This is a genomic window from Candidatus Flexicrinis affinis (genome assembly GCA_016716525.1).
GTDB lineage: Bacteria > Chloroflexota > Anaerolineae > Aggregatilineales > Phototrophicaceae > Flexicrinis > Flexicrinis affinis.
In genome coordinates, this window is record JADJWE010000006.1 from 105,001 (window position 1) to 122,035 (window position 17,035).

The window sequence follows — 17,035 nt, forward strand, 5'->3', positions numbered from 1 at the left end:
GCGGGGCTCGCAGCGAGGACGATCAGTGTGATGAGAAGTAGACCGAAGCGCAAGGTGCCCTACAACTTTCCCATGCAGAAGAATGCGTAGTCCTGAGGAAATGTCTTGACGCCGTGGCGCGACAGCAGCATGAGTATCTGCGCGCGGTGATCCGTACCGTGGTTGACGATGTGTGTCAGGATTTGCCACAACGTGAGGGTATCGGGCTTATCAGGCGTATCGAACGGCTTGGTCGGCAGCATGTCGTCGGTCAGCCCGGCGAGGTACTCGCGGACTTTCGCCTCGACCCGTTCGCGTTCGGCCTGAATGACGTCGCGTTTGTAATAGTGTACGGGGTTGAGGAACCCCGGCACTTCTTCACCGCGCAGGCCGCTGAACCAGCGGTCGTCAACGTTGAACTGATGCACGACGTGGTTGCGGATCGACCCGATCCCGTACTCGACCTGTTCGGTGAACTGTGCGTCGGTCAGCGGCAGCACGCACTCCGTCCACAGGCGGTTGTTTGCGCGGAAGTGATAGTCGAACAGATGGCGAAACGCATCGGCGGTCATGGTCGTCCTCCACCCTCAATCGTACCGGATTCTTGGCGTAACGAAACAAAAGACGTGCACGCGCTCAGGCCAGTTGCGCCCAACCGAGAGTGTAACACATTTGTTCTATGCCGGTTTGGGTGCTGTATCACCGCGTGACAACCGGAAACGAGCACGATAAAATAGCACATCCGTTTGGATTCTCTGTGCGACCTTATGGCCTACGAAACCCCCGACCACATCCGGCAGATACTGCGCACCCTGCCCAGCAAGCCCGGTTGTTACCTGATGAAGGACAGCACCGGTCACATCATCTATGTGGGCAAGGCCAAGGCGCTCAAGAACCGCGTGCCGAATTACTTCACTAAGCACGCCGACCATACGCCCAAAACGCTCAAGATGCGCGCGCTGGTCCACGACATCGAGGTGATCGTCACCGAGACCGAAGTGCAGGCACTGATCCTCGAAGAGACGCTCATCAAGCAGCATCAGCCGCGCTACAACATCCTGCTCAAAGACGACAAGCGCTACCCGTACATCCGCGTGACGTGGCAGCACGCCTTCCCGAAGGTCGAGACGACGCGGCGGGTGGTCAAGGACGGGTCGCGCTACTTCGGCCCGTACGCAGCGATGTGGGCGGTACAGAACACGCTGCGCGTGCTGCGCAAGGCCTTCCCTTATCTCACCTGCGACCGCACGATCACCGGCAACGACGAGCGCGCCTGCCTGTTCTGGGACATCGGGTTGTGCAACGCGCCATGCATCGGGAAGGTGAACCAAGAGGAATACCGGGCGATGATCGCCGAGCTGATGGACGTGCTGAGCGGCAAGTCCGAGCGCGTCATGGCCCGCTTGACGAAAGCGATGGATGCCGCCTCCGAGGCGCTTCAGTTCGAGCGCGCCGCCGTGCTGCGCGACCAGCTCAAGGCGATCGAATACATCACCCAGCGCCACCGTGCGGTCAGCCCGCAGATGACCGACCACGACGTGATCGCCATCGCGCGCGACGACAAGACCGCCGTGGTGCAAATCCTGTTCATCCGCAACGGCAAACTGATCGGCAGCGACCACCGCAGTCTGGAGCACTTCGAGGACGAGACCGACAGCGAGGTGCTGGAGCAGTTCCTGACGCAGTTCTATAGCACGACTCAGGAAATCCCGCGCGAGATCATCCTGCCCGACGAGGTCGAAGAGGCGCGCATCATCGAGCGTTGGCTGTCGGATCGGCGCTCCGGCGCGAAGGTGCAGATCACCGTGCCCAAGCGCGGCAACAAGATCGACCTGATCGGCATGGCGCGCGAAAATGCGTCCGAGGCGCTGCGCATGATGAAGGCACAGTGGGAGGCCGACACCACCAAACACGAGCAGGCGATGGCAGAGCTTCAGGAGGCGCTCACCCTGCCCAAGCCGCCCAACCGCATCGAGTGCTACGACATCAGCACGACGCAGGGCACGGCCATCGTCGCCAGCCGGGTCGTCTTCCTGCAGGGCACGCCGGCCAAAGGCGAGTACCGGCGCTTCAATATCCGCACGGTCGATCACGCCGGCTCGGACGACTACCAGTCGATGCGCGAGGCGCTCATGCGGCGGTTCAGCCGCTGGCAGACGCTCAAGGACGAGCCGCCGGTGCACGTCCCCGGCAAGGAAGACCGCGACGCGACGTGGCGCACCTTGCCCGACCTGCTGCTGATCGACGGCGGCAAGGGTCAGCTCGGGGTGGCCTACGAGGTGCTGAGCGCGTTTGATCTGCTGGACAAGGTGCCGGTGGCGTCATTGGCCAAGCAGTTCGAGGAAATCTACCTGCCCGGCAAGCCGATCCCGGTCATCCTGCCGCGCCAGTCGCAGGCGTTGTATCTCGTGCAGCGCGTCCGCGACGAGGCGCACCGCTTTGCGATCACCAGCCATCGCAACCGCCGCGACAAGGCCGGCATGGCGAGCCTGCTCGACGGCGTGCCGGGGATCGGCCCGAATAAGCGCAAGGCGCTGCTGGCCGCGTTCGACAACTCGATCAGCGCGATCCGAAGCGCCAGCGTCGAGGAACTGGCGACCGTCAAAGGAATCAACAAGAAGCTCGCCGAGCAGATCAAGGCCGTGTTGTAAAGGATTCTTCCAAAGGGCTGATGCCCTCTGGACTCCCGTTTCTGCGATTAAACGAGGTGCAGGAACGCCAACTCCTGCCGGGGTGCGGGGCGCTACCCCGCACGTTCCACTACCAACACGAATGGCTACACGGCCTAAACAACTCTTGAACATCGAGCGACTACACTGCGGGTGTATCCGGTCGAACAGGCCGAATCCGATCGTTCAATCTGAGGTTCAAGAGGAAGTCCCGTGACACGCAAGTCCATCCTACCCATCGCAATTCTGCTCGTCGTCTTGAGCGCGCTGGCCCTCGGCAGCGCGAGCGCGCAGTCGACGCTTGACGTCAATCCCACCATCGACACCACCCTCACGCTCGACGGCACGTCGATCACCGTCGACGGCAGCGGCGTAGCCGTCAGTGGCAGCACCGCCGTAATCGACGCCGCCGGCACCTATCGGTTGACCGGCACGCTCAGCGACGGTCAGATCGTCGTCGACACCGACGACGACGGTTTAGTAACGCTCGTTCTCGACGGTGTCACCCTCAACAGCTCCACCAGCGCCCCGATCTACGTTAAAGAGGCGGACAGCGCGGCGATCCTGCTGGTGGACGGCACGCAGAACGTCGTGACCGACGCGTTCGCGTACATCTATGAGACCGCCGAGGACAACGAGCCGAACGCGGCTGTCTTCAGCGACGATCCGCTGACGATCTACGGTTCCGGCACGCTGACCGTCACCGGCAACTACGGCGACGGCATCGCCAGCAAGGACACGCTGACGATCTACGACGCGATTGTTGCGGTCACTGCCGCCGATGACGGTATTCGCGGCAAGGACTCGGTGCTGGTGGCCGGCGCGCAGATCACCGTCAACGCGCAGGGCGACGGCGTGAAATCGGACAATGAAGAGGACGCCTTGCTGGGGACGATCACGATCGAAAGCGGCGAGTTCGACATCGTGGCAGGCGGCGACGCCTTCCAAGCGCAGACGGTCCTGACCATCGCAGACGGCACGTTCTCGCTCACGGTACACGGCGGCAGCCGTGCCAACATCAGCGCAGACGCATCGGCTAAGGGTCTGAAGGCAGACGTGAGCGTCGTTGTCAACGGCGGCAGCTTCACGATCAACACCGCCGATGATGCGGTGCACTCCAACGGCAGCATCACCATCAACGGCGGCACGCTGAACCTCGCCACCGGCGATGACGCCATCCATGCCGAGACCGAGGTCCTGATCAACGGCGGCACGATCCAGATCACCGAGTCGTATGAGGGTCTCGAAGGCACGACCGTCACGATCAACGGCGGCGACATTCACATCGTCTCCAGCGACGATGGCATCAATGTCGGTGTCGACGGCATGGGTGGCGGACGCGGTGCCTTCGTCTCGACGGCCAGCGGCGCGATGGTCGCCATCAACGGTGGCTATACTGCGGTCTACGCCGAAGGTGACGGCATCGACGCCAACGGCTCGATCGTGATGACCAACGGCACGCTGATCATCAACGGTCCGACCGGCAACATGAACGGTTCGCTCGACTACGACGGCTCGTTCCAACTGACCGGCGGCACCCTGCTCGCCGTCGGCAGCGCGGGGATGATGCAAGCGCCGGACACGTCCTCGACGCAGTACACGCTGGTGGTCGGCTTCAACAATGCCCTGCAGGCCGGCACGCTGATCAACATTCAGAACAGCGCGGGTCAATCAGTGCTGACGTTCGCGCCAGCCAAGACCTACCAGTCGATCGTTTACTCGGCCCCGTCGCTGGTCGCCGGCGAGACATATACGATCAATCAAGGTGGCAGCGCGTCCGGCACGGCGACCGACGGGCTGTACGATGCGGCAAGCTACAGCGCTGGCTCGCCGTACACGACCCTGACGCTGTCGAGCGTCATCTCGCAGGCCGGCGTCATGGGCGGCTTCGGCGGGCGGCGCGGGCGTCCGTAACGATCGTGCGGGGCGCTGCCCCGCACCCCGGCAGGGGTTTGCACTCCTGCACCTCTTCACTGCGAATGGGTGCCGCTTGCGGCACCCATTCGCATGTAAGGGAGTCCAGAGGGCGAAAGCCTTTTGGTGGAGGTGTGGAGGCAAAGCCTCCGCATCTCTTTCTTTTACCCCATGGCTACGCCGCGCGCTTTGAGAAACGCCTCGACCTCGTCGGCAGCGCGCGAGACGCCGCCCGCGGCGACCAGCGATTGGCGGATGCGCTCTGCCGCGGCACGGTAGCTGGCGTCTGTGAGCAGCCGGTCGGCGCTTGTGCGCAGCGTGTGCGGGTTGACCTGATCGACCGTCAGCATCAAGCCCGCGCCGAGGTCGACGACGCGCGTCGTGTTGAACGTCTGCTCGGTCTGCTGCGGCACCATGAGCAGCGGCAGCCCGCAGAACAGCCCGTCGTGCAGGCTGTTGAGCCCGCCATGCGTGATGAACAGTGACGCTTGCTTGAGTACCTGTGTCTGCGGCACCCACGTCTTGACCGTGACGTTCGGCGGCAGCGCGCCGAAGTGCTCCGATGAGAATCGGTTGCCAGTGCTGATCAGCACGTCGTATGGCGAATCAGCAAAGGCGGCGATGCACGCGCGATAGAAGCTGTCGTTGTCGTTGATCACCGTGCCGAGCGAGGCGTAGATCAGCGGCCGTCCGCTGTCGTGTGTGAACGGCTCGCCTGCCCCGTCCTGCATCGTCCAGCCGACGAGCCGGTAGTAGTCGGGCAGTGAATCGGAATACGGCACAAACTCCAGCGACGAGTAGCTGATCGCCAGATCGGCCGGCACGCTCATCGTGTTCATCATGCCGAGCGGCTTGACACCGTACTGCGCACCGATGTCCCGCGCGATCTTGTTCGCCTCGTTGCCGGCGCGGAAACCCTTCACCAGCATGGGCAGGATGATGCGCAGGTTGCGGACGTTGAGCAGGGCCCGTGGAGTGAGTGGCATCAGCGAGTATGAGACGACGCTCGGCAGGCGGGTAATCTGGCCGAGGTAGTAGCCCCACTGGCACATGCAGTCGTACAGCACGTAGTCGGGGTTGTACGCCTCGATCCGCTTGAGCAGATCGGGGATGATGTCTTTGGCGGTCGTCAACATGACGCGCGCGGCCTGCTGCGGGATGCTGCCGTTCAGCCCGCGCCGGTCGAAGTAGTCGTCCGGCACACGCTCGTCGTAAAGTTCGACCGTCGCGCCGGTCGCCTCGATGCGCGACTTATGCGACGGACTGGTGAAGTAGGCGATGTCGTGCCCGCGCTTGACCAGCTCGGCCACCAGCGGCAGTGACGGATTGACGTGCCCGTGTGCAGGCACATTGAAGAACAGCGCTTTCGGCATCGCGACATCCCCCGGATTTCGAGCCGTTCCAGACAGAGTATCACGAAAAGCGACGCGCGCGGGCGGATTACATGCCGCGGCCCGCGATGTGCTCCGAGATGAACTCGGCGTCTTCGGCGACTCCCAGGAACAGACTGGACTGGGTCTTGTGGAGCCATTGCAGGCCGACAAAGTACAGCCCGGGAACACGAGTCACGCCGCGGTGGTGTATCGGATAACCGCGTTCGTCCAGCACCGGAGCATGAATCCACCCATAGTCGAACGCATACCCGCAGGCCCAAACAATCGCCGTAATCCCCGCCTCGGCTGTATCAAGCTGCGTGAGGATCTCGGTGTCGTAGCCGTCCCGCAGGTGCGGAAGCTGCGGCGGCGGGGCCTGTATGCCAGCGCGTTCGATATATCCATCGATCGCCTTGGTGATCTCGGTTTCCATCCGATCCATTGCAGTGAGGTTCGTGGCGAGGTCAGGCGCGAACGTCAGCGACGTCTGGCTGCCGTCGACCAGCCGCCCCAACAGCGTCACGCCATCACGCGCAAACTCGTGCAGGTTGAGCGACTTCCCGCCGTCGCGCCCGGTCAACTGCGGGTTCGGGGCGAAACGCTCGGCTTCCGATTGAAGCTGCGCGGTCGTGCGGTCGAAGAAGCCCATTTCGGTGAGCCAGTGGAAGATTTCCCGGCCGCGGTAGATGCGGGGTGCGCGGCCAGCCTTGCCCGTGGACAGATACACTTTGCGGCCCGCCTGACGCAGTTCGTAGGCGATCTGACAGCCGGACTGCCCGCTGCCGACAATCAGCACGGCCCCCGGCGGCAGCAGATCGGGGTTCCGATACTGGCTGGAATGGAGTTGCAGGATATCCGGATCGATGCGCACGGCAAACATTGGCAGTCGTGGCTTCTGAAATGCGCCGGTCGCAACGACCACGTTCGACGCGGTGTATTCGCCCATGTCCGTTTCGACTGTAAACCCGTCGGCAATCGGGCGCACCGCCGTGACGGTAATCCCGGTCTGCACCGGTGGCGCGAACTGGCTCACGTAGTCTTCGAGATAGCGCACGACCTCGGCACGGGTCAGGAATCCGTCGGGATCGTCGCCCTGATACGGAAATCCGGGCAGATTCAAGGTGAAGTTCGGGGTAACGAGCGTGAACGACTCCCACTTGCCGCTGCGCCACGCTTCGCCGATGCGATGCTTTTCGAGGACAACGTGTGTGCGGTTCCGCTGCGTCAGGCAGTAGCTCACCGCGAGACCCGATTGTCCTGCCCCGATGACGACCGTCTCCACATGCCCTGCCATGTTCCCGCGCTCCCCCGATGGCCCGCCGATCTATGCGTTTCGGTATGTATCAGCATACGCCGATTTTCTGTCCGTGGCGGCACGACTTGCGCGGCGTCGCTCCGGGCTTACTCCACCTCGTCGTAGTGTTCGACGGTCGGGAACGGGTCGTAGAAGGGGTGAAGAATGGCCTTCCATTCCTGATACTCGCGCGACTCGCGAAAGCCGATGGTGTGCGACTCGAGCGTGTCCCACCACGCCAGCAGCAGATAGCGATCCGGCGTCTCGACGCACTTGTGCAGCTCGTGGCCGAAATAACCCGGCGCGCCGCTGATGATCACTGAGGCCTGCTTGAAGGCCGCCTCGAACGCCTTCGATTGCCCCGGTTTGATGTTCAGGATCGCGTGTTCGAGGATCACTGTCGTTTCCCTTCGGCTGACTGCGAAAGCAAAACCGCGAGTGCTTACGCGCCCGCGGCTGTGAGGACGTACGCTGGGTATGAAGCCGCCTCCGGCGGTCACTCTTTCTTGTACGGAATGCCGTCGGCCTTGGGGGCCACGGCGCGCCCGACCAGCCCGGCCAGCACGATCATCGTGACGAGGTACGGGGTCATCTGGATGAATTGCGCCGGGATCGGCACGCTGAAAATCTGGAAGCGGCTGTTGAGCGCCTGCGAGAAGCCGAACAGCAGCGCCCCGCTGAGCGCCCCGAACGGCGTCCACTTGCCGAAGATCATCGCCGCCAACCCGATGAAGCCAAGGCCGCCGGTCATCTGGTCTTCGAACAGGCCGACCGTCTCGATCGAGAACCACGCCCCGCCCAAGCCGGCCATCATGCCGCCGATCATCACGTTGATGTAGCGTGTACGGATGACATTGATGCCCAGCGTATCGGCCGCGTGCGGGTTCTCGCCGACGGCGCGCGTGCGCAGGCCCCAGCGCGTGTTGTACATCACCACGTGCGTGACGATCACGAGGATGAACATCAGCAGGTAGACCGGTTTGCCGGTGAAGAAGATCGCGCCGAGGATCGGGATATCCGACAGGCCGGGGATCTGGATGATGCGCAGGGTTTCGCGCGCCGTCTCGGTCGACAGCAAGATTTCACGGCGTAGGAAGCTCGTCACGCCGACGGCGAGGATGTTGATCACCGTCCCGCTGACAATCTGATCGGTCATGAACGTGATCGACAGCCAACCGTGCAGCGAGGCCATCAGGAAACCGGCGAAGATCGACACGACCACGCCGCAGGCCAGTGCGGTCTGGAACGGCATCACCTGCCCGAACATAAGCGACGCGATGAAGCCGAGGCACGCGCCCATCAACATCATGCCTTCGCCGGCGATGTTGGTGACGCCCGCACGCTCGCACCACAAGCCAGCCAAGGCGGCCAGCGTGATCGGCGTGGCGAGGCGGAAGCTCGACTCGAGCATCTGCGTTACGTTGGCGTTGCGTCCCACCGCTGCGAGGATCAGCGCCGTCGGCACGATCATGATGCCGCAGACGATCAGCGCGATGTTGGTCTGCCGTTTGGTCCCGATGGGCAGCACGCCGACCGCGCCGCCGATGACGAAGATCACCGCGGCCACGATGCCGAACGTCTGCGCTGGCATGGTGATATCGGGGATTCCGTCGCCAAAAACGAGAAGTGTCGTCGCGGTGGAGGCGATGTCGCCCGGTACGCGCAGCAGCATGAAGATGCCGACCAGCAGGAACACGATGCCGACGACGAACTGCCGGGTGATCCGGAAGCCAGCCCGTTCCTCGACCATTTCCTGCGCCACAGTCGCTTGTGCCATGGGTTAGCCTCCCCACCCTTTACTGAAGGTCGCGCCGGTGCTCTGTTTTTCTTCCTCGCTGGCCGCCGGCACGCGCCACAAGAAGCGGACGATGGCATCCGCGGCGATGAACATGATGATCAGGGCCTGAATGATCCGCACGAGGTCGTTGGAGATGTCGGTACGAATCTGAATCACGCCTTGGGCCGACACCAAGCTGCCCCACAACAAGCCGGCATAGATCATGTTGCGCGGGTTCGAGCGCGCCAACAGCGCAACCGCGATGGCGTCGAAACCGAGGCCGGCGAAGAACGCGGGCTTCATATTGAACTGCACGCTCGAAATCTCGATCGCGCCTGCCAAACCGGCCAACCCGCCGCTGAGCATCATCGCCAGCACGATGTTCCACTTGACGTTCATGCCGGCGTACTTGGCCGCGTCCGGGTTGGTGCCGACCGTCCGCAGTTCGAAGCCGGTGGTCGTCTTGACCAACAGCCAGTCGATGACGATGACCGCGAGGATCATCACGCCGATGCCGAGATGCAGCGAGTCGCGCACGGTGATCCACTGCAAGAATAGGCCAGCAACGAGGATCAGCAAGGCGCGCAAGGCGGGCCGGATCGCCAGCGCAAGGTTGCGTTGGATGGCCTCGCGGTGGCGGTAGACTTGCAGCGCGAAGAAGATGACGGCGACAGCGACGAACCACCACGACGCGATATCGTCCAAGCGCGGCAGGATGGAGTTGGGGTGTACGTTCGGCGTCGATGGGTTGGTCGCGCCCGGGTCGCGCATGATGTACGGATCGCTGCTGTTGATCAGCCAGTCGGTCAGGCGCAGCGCGATGTAGTTCATCATGATCGTGTTGATGACTTCATGCGCGCCCGCGAAGGCTTTTAAGAGGCCGGGTATCGAGCCCCATAACGCGCCGCCGAGGATGCCTGCGGCGAGCACGGCGATCATGCGCGTGAAGCCGGGCAGGAAGTCGAACACCGGCGAATAGCCGACAAAGACCGCCACCAACCCGCCGAGGTAAAGCTGACCTTCCGCGCCGATGTTGAACAATCCGGCCTTGAAGCCGAGCGCCACGGCCAAACCGGCGATGATGAAGGGGATCGCGCGGACAATCGTGCGTTCGAGTTGATACGGGAAGAACAGGAACGCGCTGCCGCCCACCCGCAGGTACACCGTGTCGGGCTTATCGTCCTCGGTTTCCGGCGTGTTCTGCGTCGACCAGATAATGCCCGCCGATTCGGTGTGGCCCTCATGCACCAGCAGCGGTTGGTTGCCGGGGCGATAGACCACCGTGTTAGCCGCCAAGTACGGCTCGAGTTCGGTGGTCAGCGCCGTGTAGACGTCGGGATTGGTCAGGATGCCGCGTTCGTACATGGCGTTCACGAGCGAAAGCTGCCGTGACAGTTCATTTTCGTCCACGATGCCGCTGGCGAGCAGGCGGTCGTCAATGCCGCGCAGATCGTTGACGTAGTCCGACCCGGTGCGCGATCCCTCCGCCAGTTCGCTGATGGCCGCGATGGAATCGGCCTCGTCGCCCATCGGGTCGATGCCGAGCTGATCCAGTACGTCCAGTTGCTCCAACATGCGGCTGATCGTGACGGCGCTGCCGCGCTGGTTGGTGATGCTCAGGTAGGCCAATAGATCGCCCATGCTGTAGTCGGCGGCGACCGGGACCTGCTCGACAATCGCGGCGACATCCTCATCCGTGAGCGTGTCGAGCACGCCGTAGCTGCGGAAGATCGACGCGGCGCCGCTGCTGCCCAGCGCGACCAACCCGTCGGTGAGGGGCTGCATCGCGCGCAGGGTATCCGGGCCAACCTCTTGAATGCCCTCGATGCGCTGGCCAAGCGCATCAAGCGCGGCGGCGTCGAGGTTGTCGGCATAGGCATCGATCACTGCAGCGAAACGCGCAACGGTCTCTGCCCCCAGTTCGGAAAGGCGTGTCACGCTGCGGGCCAATAGGCGCAGGTCGCGATTGGTGAGCGAATCGTTCTCGGTGAACGTCGTCACTGAAGCGACGTCGGCCGCCGTGACGAGGTTGTTCACGGCGACACCGGTTGCGCCTTCGATGAACGCCGCGTAGGCGGTCAGCGCGATGTTGAGGCCGCGCCCGATATCGCCGCGCCCGCCGGTAATCATCATGAACGGAATCGTCAGAATCATGGCCGAGAGCACGGCCAGAACCGGCACGAAACGCGGCGAAATTCGCCGCCAGGAATATCCGATTGAACTCAGGGCCGACCCACCGGGGCGCTGCATCGTACCTTCCGCCATGGCTAGGCCGTCCCTTCCGGTTTGAGTTCGGCTTCACTGTGGACGCCGGCCATCAGCAAGCCGATCGACTCGCGCGTGGCGGTTGCCGCGTCCACGATGTCGATAATCTGTCCAGCGTACATGACCGCGATACGATCGCTGAGCGACATAATCTCGTCCAATTCGGTGCTGACCAGCAGCACGGCGACGCCCTCGTCGCGCATGCGCACAATTTGCTTATGGATGAATTCGATCGAGCCGACGTCGAGACCGCGCGTAGGCTGGGCGGCGACGAGCAGCTTGCTGTCGCGGCTCAGTTCGCGCGCGATGATCACCTTTTGCTGGTTGCCACCGGAAAGCGACCCGATGTTGGTGTCGATGCCGGGCGTGCGGACATCGTACTGCTTCACGAGCTTGTCGGCGTGTTCGGCGATCACCCGTTCGTTGCTCAGGATGCCGATCGAGAAGGGCGCCTGATAGTACTGCTGCAAGCGCATGTTGTCCTTGATTGGGAAGGGCATCACCATGCCGTTCTTCTGGCGATCTTCCGGCACATGCGCAACGCCCGCCTCGGTCACTTTGCGCGGGGGCGCATGCGTGACTTCCTTTCCCGCGATGCCGATATGCCCTCCCAGCACCGGGCGCAGCCCCGTCAGCGCCTCGACCAATTCGGTCTGGCCGTTGCCCTGCACGCCGGCCACGCCCACGATCTCGCCTGAACGTACCATCAGCGAGACATCACGCACGGCGGGTAGTTTGCGGTCGTCGAGTACGTTGAGGTGGCTGATCTCCAGCACGGTATCGCCCGGCGCCGCTGGCGCCTTGTCGACGCGCAGCAGCACCTCGCGGCCCACCATCATCGACGCCAGCGACTCTTGCGTGGATTGTTTCGGGTCGGCCTCGCCGGCCACCTTGCCCAAGCGCAGCACCATGATGCGGTCGCAGATGCGCAGCACTTCCTTCAGCTTGTGGGTGATAAAGATAATGCTGACCCCGCGCGACTTGAGCGTCTCCATAATGGAGAACAAGCCCTCGGTCTCCTGCGGGGTGAGCACGGCGCTTGGCTCGTCGAGGATCAGGATTTCGGCCTTGCGATACAGCGCCTTGATGATCTCGACGCGCTGCTGCACGCCCACCGACAGGTCTTGCACCATCGCGTCAGGGTCGACGTGCAGGCCGTACTGCTCGGCGATCTCAATGATCCGCGCGCGGGCAGAACGGCGGTCGAGGAACGGACCGCGCACGCTTTCGTTGCCCAGCATCACGTTTTCGGTCACGGTCAGCACCGGCACCAACTGGAAGTGCTGGTGAACCATGCCGATTCCGGCGCGGATGGCGTCGTTCGGGTCCTTAATGCGAATCGGCTGGCCTTTGACGAGGATTTCACCCTCGTCCGGCGCATACAGGCCGTAGATCATGTTCATCAGCGTGGACTTGCCTGCGCCGTTCTCGCCCAGCAGCCCCAATACTTCGCCGCGATGGACCTTTAGGCTGATGTGGTCGTTGGCGAGCACGCCGGGAAAGCGTTTCGTCAGCCCGCGGACTTCCAGCACCACGTCTGGAGTACTCATAAGTAGGGATCCCAATTGGCCGTGTTCGACGCGGGATTATAGCGAACGTCTGCCGCTTGTCACTAAGACCGGAGGCTACGCTAAGCGGCCTAGAATCCGTTCGGCGCGCTTGTCCCACGTGTGATGCGCGAACACGTCGCGGTGCGCGTTGTCGGCAAGGCGCGTGCGCAGCGTCGCATCGGTCATCACGTGGATGAGCGCGGCGCTCAATGCCGATGCCGACTCAGGCTCGAACAGCAGAGCATTGCGCCCATCGGTGAGCACATCCGCCCAGGACGGCAGGTCGGAGGCGATTAGCGGACGGCGCGACGCCATGTACTCGAACAGCTTGAGCGGGGACGTGTAGTACACGAAATGCGACTGCTTGGGCAGCGGCAGCACGCATGCGTCGAAGGCCGAGATCCAGCGCGGCACGTCGTCCGGCGACACCTGACCGGCGTACAGGAACCGCGCCGGGTCGAGGCCCGCCTGTGCCCACGCCTGCCGGTACTGCTCGGCCACATCGTCCGGCCCACCGACCAGCCCCAACGCCGCGCGCGCACGCAGGTCGGGCGGAAGCAGGCCAATGGCCGCGATGATCAGGTCGACGCCTTTGCTCATGCCGTAGGTCGTCAGGCGGCCCATGTAGCCGACGACGAACGGCTCGCGCGGCCACTTGGTGGCGGCGCGCGCGTCATCGCGGCTGGGGAGCGATTCAAACCGTGTACGGCGAATCCCGTCATGCGCGACGAGGACGTTCGCGGCCGGTTCGAGCGCGTGCAGATCGTCGCGCAGCGGCGGGGTGATCGCCACGGTGAGGAACGCGCGTTTGAGCGTCTGGCGCTGGATCCAGCGGCCGCGCCCGGAGGTCTTGAGGCTGTGCGCCTCCCAAACCATTTTGGCGCGCGGATACAGCAGGCTGACGAGCCACAGCGTTAGCGGGTCGCGCCCGTAGATCACGTCGGGCCGGGCAAACCGCGCACCAATCGCCGCCGCGATGCCGAACGTGGCGAGCATGATGTTGAACGCGAAGGCGACAAACGGCGCAGGCAGGCGCGAATCGGCCCACGGATGCAGATTCAGGCAGGGCACCTTGCGCACTTTGAACGCCTTCGGGACGCCGTAGAATGTGTACAGCGCGTCTTTTCCGGCGGGCGATCCGTGCCGCGCATACCAGAGCCGCACGTCATGCCCGGCGGCGGCGAACGCCTCGCAGTTCTGTGTGATCTGTACGCCGTGTGCCATCGGATTAGGCAGGCGCGCGCCGGTCAAGTAGATCAATCGCATCCGTCATGCCCCCCGACGCGCGAGCAGCTCGTAGCGATTACGATGCGCAGGCGGAAGATCTTCGACACGGCGGATCGCAACCGGCGCGGGCCGGATCAGTGTGCGATGGCGCCACAACGGAATGTATGCGAACGTGTACCCCGGCAGCGCCTCGCGCAGGTCGTCCAGCGTGAAGCCAGCGCGCCGCCACAACCGTTCGACGTACTCCAGCACGATCGCTGGCCGCGACCGGGCGATCGTCTCTGCTGCGCCGCGCAGCGCGGCCACGTCGAATCCCTCGACGTCGCACTTGATCGTGTCGACATGCGGGTGGCTGCGCGCCGCCATCAGCGCGTCGAGCGTCGTCACCTCGACATCGACCGACAGCCAATCGTCTTCGCCCGCGTGGGTTGCCAATCTGCCTTTCGACCATTCGGCTCGGTCGGGCGGGTAGTAGAACGGCAGCGTACCGGGCTGATCGGACACGCCAACCGGAATGACTTCGATGTTGGCATAATGCGGCGACGACGCGACGTTCTGCCGCAGGCGCTCGACGACATAGGGATTGGCTTCGACGGCGAATACGCGCCCGCGTTCCCCAACATGTAGGCTGAGCGCGGTCGTGTGGACGCCGAGATTCGCGCCGAGGTCGACTACCGTCCCGCCCGCCGGCGTGACCTGCTTGAGCACGCTCAGCACATGCGGCTCGTAGCGGCCCTCCACATACAGCTCTCGTTCGCGCGGGTTAGCGAGGTTTACGACGAGCCTACCCTGCCCCTGCCAGCGCATGAGGCGGTCGGCGTACGGCGGCGGGGGCAGCAGGCGTGCAGCAAGCGAGTGCCACCGCACAAACGGCACCGCGCGATTCATCGCACATACCGCGTCGAACATCATCGTCCCTAGATACGACATTTCCGTCTCGTTTGCAGATACCCTGCGAAGCATACCCGTACGCCGGGAGGAGTGCCAGTGCCGCCGTGACAAAAGATACATGCAACGCTCAGCGACGCGCGCGCGTACCTTATGATAGACTCGCCCCCGAGAACCAGAGGACGATGCAATGATGATTCGGAGACGCTCGCGGCGCAGGCAGCAGGCCAAGGACGCGAACACCGACAAGAACGGTCAGCCAGTCGAGGAAATGGAAGACGACCTGCGCGGCGTGCCGATGCAGTGGCGGCGCATGCTGGCGTATTTGCGACCGTACTGGCGCCGGCTGATCGTGGCCTTGATCGCGCTGCTGTTCAGCGCCGGGATCAGCTTGATCTTCCCGGCCGTTATCGGGCAGGTCATCGACACGGTCTTCGTCAACCGCGATCTGGCGCAGCTCAACACGATCACGCTGGCGCTTTTGGGCGTGTTCCTTTTCCGCGCGTTCACCACCATGATCGAGTCCTACAACGTGAACTACATCGGTGAACGGATCGTCGCCGACCTGCGCATGCAGGTGTTCCGCCATATCAGCGGGCTGTCGCTGGGCTTCTTCGTCCAACGGCGGGTGGGCGAGATCGTCTCGCGCATCAGCAGCGACGTCACGATGATGCGCTCGGTGCTCACCAACAACGTTAACACGCTGCTGCAGCAGCTGCTGATCCTGACCGGCTCGCTGGTGCTGATGATCGTGCTCAACTGGCGGCTAACAGCGTTCATCGTCGTGCTGCTGCCGGTCATCATGGCGGCAGGATTCGGCTTCGGCCGCGTGATCGGCCGCATTTCAACCCGGGTGCAGGACGAACTGGCCGGCACGACCGTGATCGCCGAAGAAGTGCTGCAGAACGTCAAAGAGGTCAAGAGTTTCGCCCGCGAACCGTATGAAGTTCAGCGCTACGAGAACGCGATGGTGCGGGTCGTGCGCTTGGCAATTCGGGTGGCGCGCTACAACGCCGCCTTCGGCGCGCTGATGGCCTTCCTTGCCTTCGGTTCGCTGGCCGGATTCCTGTGGTTCGGGGGGCGCGAGGTGATCGAGAATCGCCTCACCAGCGGCGAACTGGTGACGTTCCTCGTGTACGGGCTGTCGGTCGGTCAGAGCTTCGGCACGCTGGCGTGGCTTTACGCCGAGTTTCGGCGCGCGCTGGGGGCGACCAAGCGGGTGTTTCAGATCCTTGACGAGCATCCGACGGTGCAGGACGCTCCAGACGCAACGCCAATCGCGCAGGCCGAGGGACGCATCACGTTGGACGGTGTCGGTTTCAGCTATGACGGCCGGACGGATGTGCTGACCGACATCAACCTCGACATCGCGCCGGGTGAGATCGTCGCGCTGGTCGGGCCAAGCGGTGCCGGCAAGTCGACCACATTCAACCTCATTCCGCGCTTCTACGACCCGACCTTCGGTGCAATCAGGCTCGACGGGCGCGACTTGCGCACGATCACGCAGGCCAGCCTTCGCGCGCAGATCGGCATTGTGCCGCAAGAGACACTTCTGTTCGGCGGGACGATCCGCGAGAACATCCAGTACGGCCGGCTTGACGCGACCGAGGACGAGCTGATCGAGGCAGCCAAAGCGGCCAACGCACACGACTTCATCACCGAACTGCCGGACGGCTACGACACGATCGTCGGCGAGCGCGGCGTGCGCCTGTCTGGCGGTCAACGCCAGCGCGTCGCGATTGCGCGTGCCATCCTGAAAGACCCGCGCATCCTGCTGCTCGATGAGGCCACCAGCAGCCTCGACAGCGAAAGCGAGCATCTCGTGCAGGAGGCGCTGGCGCGGCTCATGACGAACCGAACGACGCTCATCATCGCCCACCGGCTGAGCACAGTGCGCATCGCCGACCGGATCGCCGTGCTCGAAAAAGGCCGGTTGACGGAGATCGGCAGCCACGACGAGTTGATGGCAGCCGACGGGTTGTACGCGCACCTGTATATGATGCAGTTCCGCGAAGCCGAAGCGGCCGACGGCCTACTTGCCAGCGATCCAGCGAGCGATTGACGGCTGTCTGTATCCTTTGTCATCGATTTTCGCTGAA

The 17,035-nt window shown here is 63.5% G+C and carries 12 protein-coding genes; 3 read left to right on the forward strand and 9 right to left on the reverse strand.

What is annotated here, in order from left to right; genetic code table 11:
* Positions 1 to 59: 59 nt before the first annotated feature.
* On the reverse strand, positions 60 to 551 hold the full coding sequence (locus IPM16_15805; GenBank protein MBK9124564.1) for a DinB family protein: 492 nt from the start codon (positions 549 to 551) through the stop codon (positions 60 to 62).
* A 195-nt stretch (positions 552 to 746) separates the two neighbouring features.
* On the opposite strand from IPM16_15805, the gene uvrC reads away from it, so the two are divergent.
* Together uvrC and IPM16_15815 are read left to right on the forward strand one after the other, a co-directional pair.
* Positions 747 to 2,630: an excinuclease ABC subunit UvrC gene (gene uvrC, locus IPM16_15810; protein ID MBK9124565.1), complete on the forward strand. Its 1,884-nt coding sequence runs from the start codon at positions 747 to 749 to the stop codon at positions 2,628 to 2,630.
* Positions 2,631 to 2,861: 231 nt separating this feature from the next.
* Positions 2,862 to 4,562: a carbohydrate-binding domain-containing protein gene (locus IPM16_15815; protein MBK9124566.1), complete on the forward strand. Its 1,701-nt coding sequence runs from the start codon at positions 2,862 to 2,864 to the stop codon at positions 4,560 to 4,562.
* Positions 4,563 to 4,726: 164 nt separating this feature from the next.
* Here IPM16_15815 and IPM16_15820 read toward each other — a convergent pair whose 3' ends face one another.
* From IPM16_15820 to IPM16_15855, 8 genes are all read right to left on the reverse strand, one after another.
* Positions 4,727 to 5,935: a hypothetical protein gene (locus IPM16_15820; GenBank protein ID MBK9124567.1), complete on the reverse strand. Its 1,209-nt coding sequence runs from the start codon at positions 5,933 to 5,935 to the stop codon at positions 4,727 to 4,729.
* Positions 5,936 to 6,002: 67 nt separating this feature from the next.
* Complete coding sequence (locus IPM16_15825; protein ID MBK9124568.1) at positions 6,003 to 7,229, reverse strand: NAD(P)-binding domain-containing protein; 1,227 nt, start codon at positions 7,227 to 7,229, stop codon at positions 6,003 to 6,005.
* A gap of 107 nt (positions 7,230 to 7,336) precedes the next feature.
* Entirely contained in the window at positions 7,337 to 7,627 is a 291-nt protein-coding gene (locus IPM16_15830; protein ID MBK9124569.1) for an antibiotic biosynthesis monooxygenase, read from the reverse strand.
* A gap of 98 nt (positions 7,628 to 7,725) precedes the next feature.
* The gene (locus tag IPM16_15835; GenBank protein ID MBK9124570.1) at positions 7,726 to 8,979 is read right to left on the reverse strand and encodes an ABC transporter permease; all 1,254 of its coding nucleotides are present in this window, start codon (positions 8,977 to 8,979) and stop codon (positions 7,726 to 7,728) included.
* Between the two features lie 30 nt (positions 8,980 to 9,009).
* Entirely contained in the window at positions 9,010 to 11,271 is a 2,262-nt protein-coding gene (locus tag IPM16_15840; GenBank protein MBK9124571.1) for an ABC transporter permease, read from the reverse strand.
* A gap of 2 nt (positions 11,272 to 11,273) precedes the next feature.
* Complete coding sequence (locus tag IPM16_15845; GenBank protein ID MBK9124572.1) at positions 11,274 to 12,821, reverse strand: ABC transporter ATP-binding protein; 1,548 nt, start codon at positions 12,819 to 12,821, stop codon at positions 11,274 to 11,276.
* 75 nt (positions 12,822 to 12,896) lie between these two features.
* On the reverse strand, positions 12,897 to 14,087 hold the full coding sequence (locus IPM16_15850) for a glycosyltransferase (GenBank protein ID MBK9124573.1): 1,191 nt from the start codon (positions 14,085 to 14,087) through the stop codon (positions 12,897 to 12,899).
* A 3-nt stretch (positions 14,088 to 14,090) separates the two neighbouring features.
* Positions 14,091 to 14,978, reverse strand: a complete 888-nt coding sequence (locus IPM16_15855; protein ID MBK9124574.1) for an FkbM family methyltransferase — start codon at positions 14,976 to 14,978, stop codon at positions 14,091 to 14,093.
* 229 nt (positions 14,979 to 15,207) lie between these two features.
* Here IPM16_15855 and IPM16_15860 point away from each other — a divergent pair, with 229 nt between their 5' ends.
* The gene (locus IPM16_15860; GenBank protein MBK9124575.1) at positions 15,208 to 16,998 is read left to right on the forward strand and encodes an ATP-binding cassette domain-containing protein; all 1,791 of its coding nucleotides are present in this window, start codon (positions 15,208 to 15,210) and stop codon (positions 16,996 to 16,998) included.
* Positions 16,999 to 17,035: the final 37 nt, after the last annotated feature.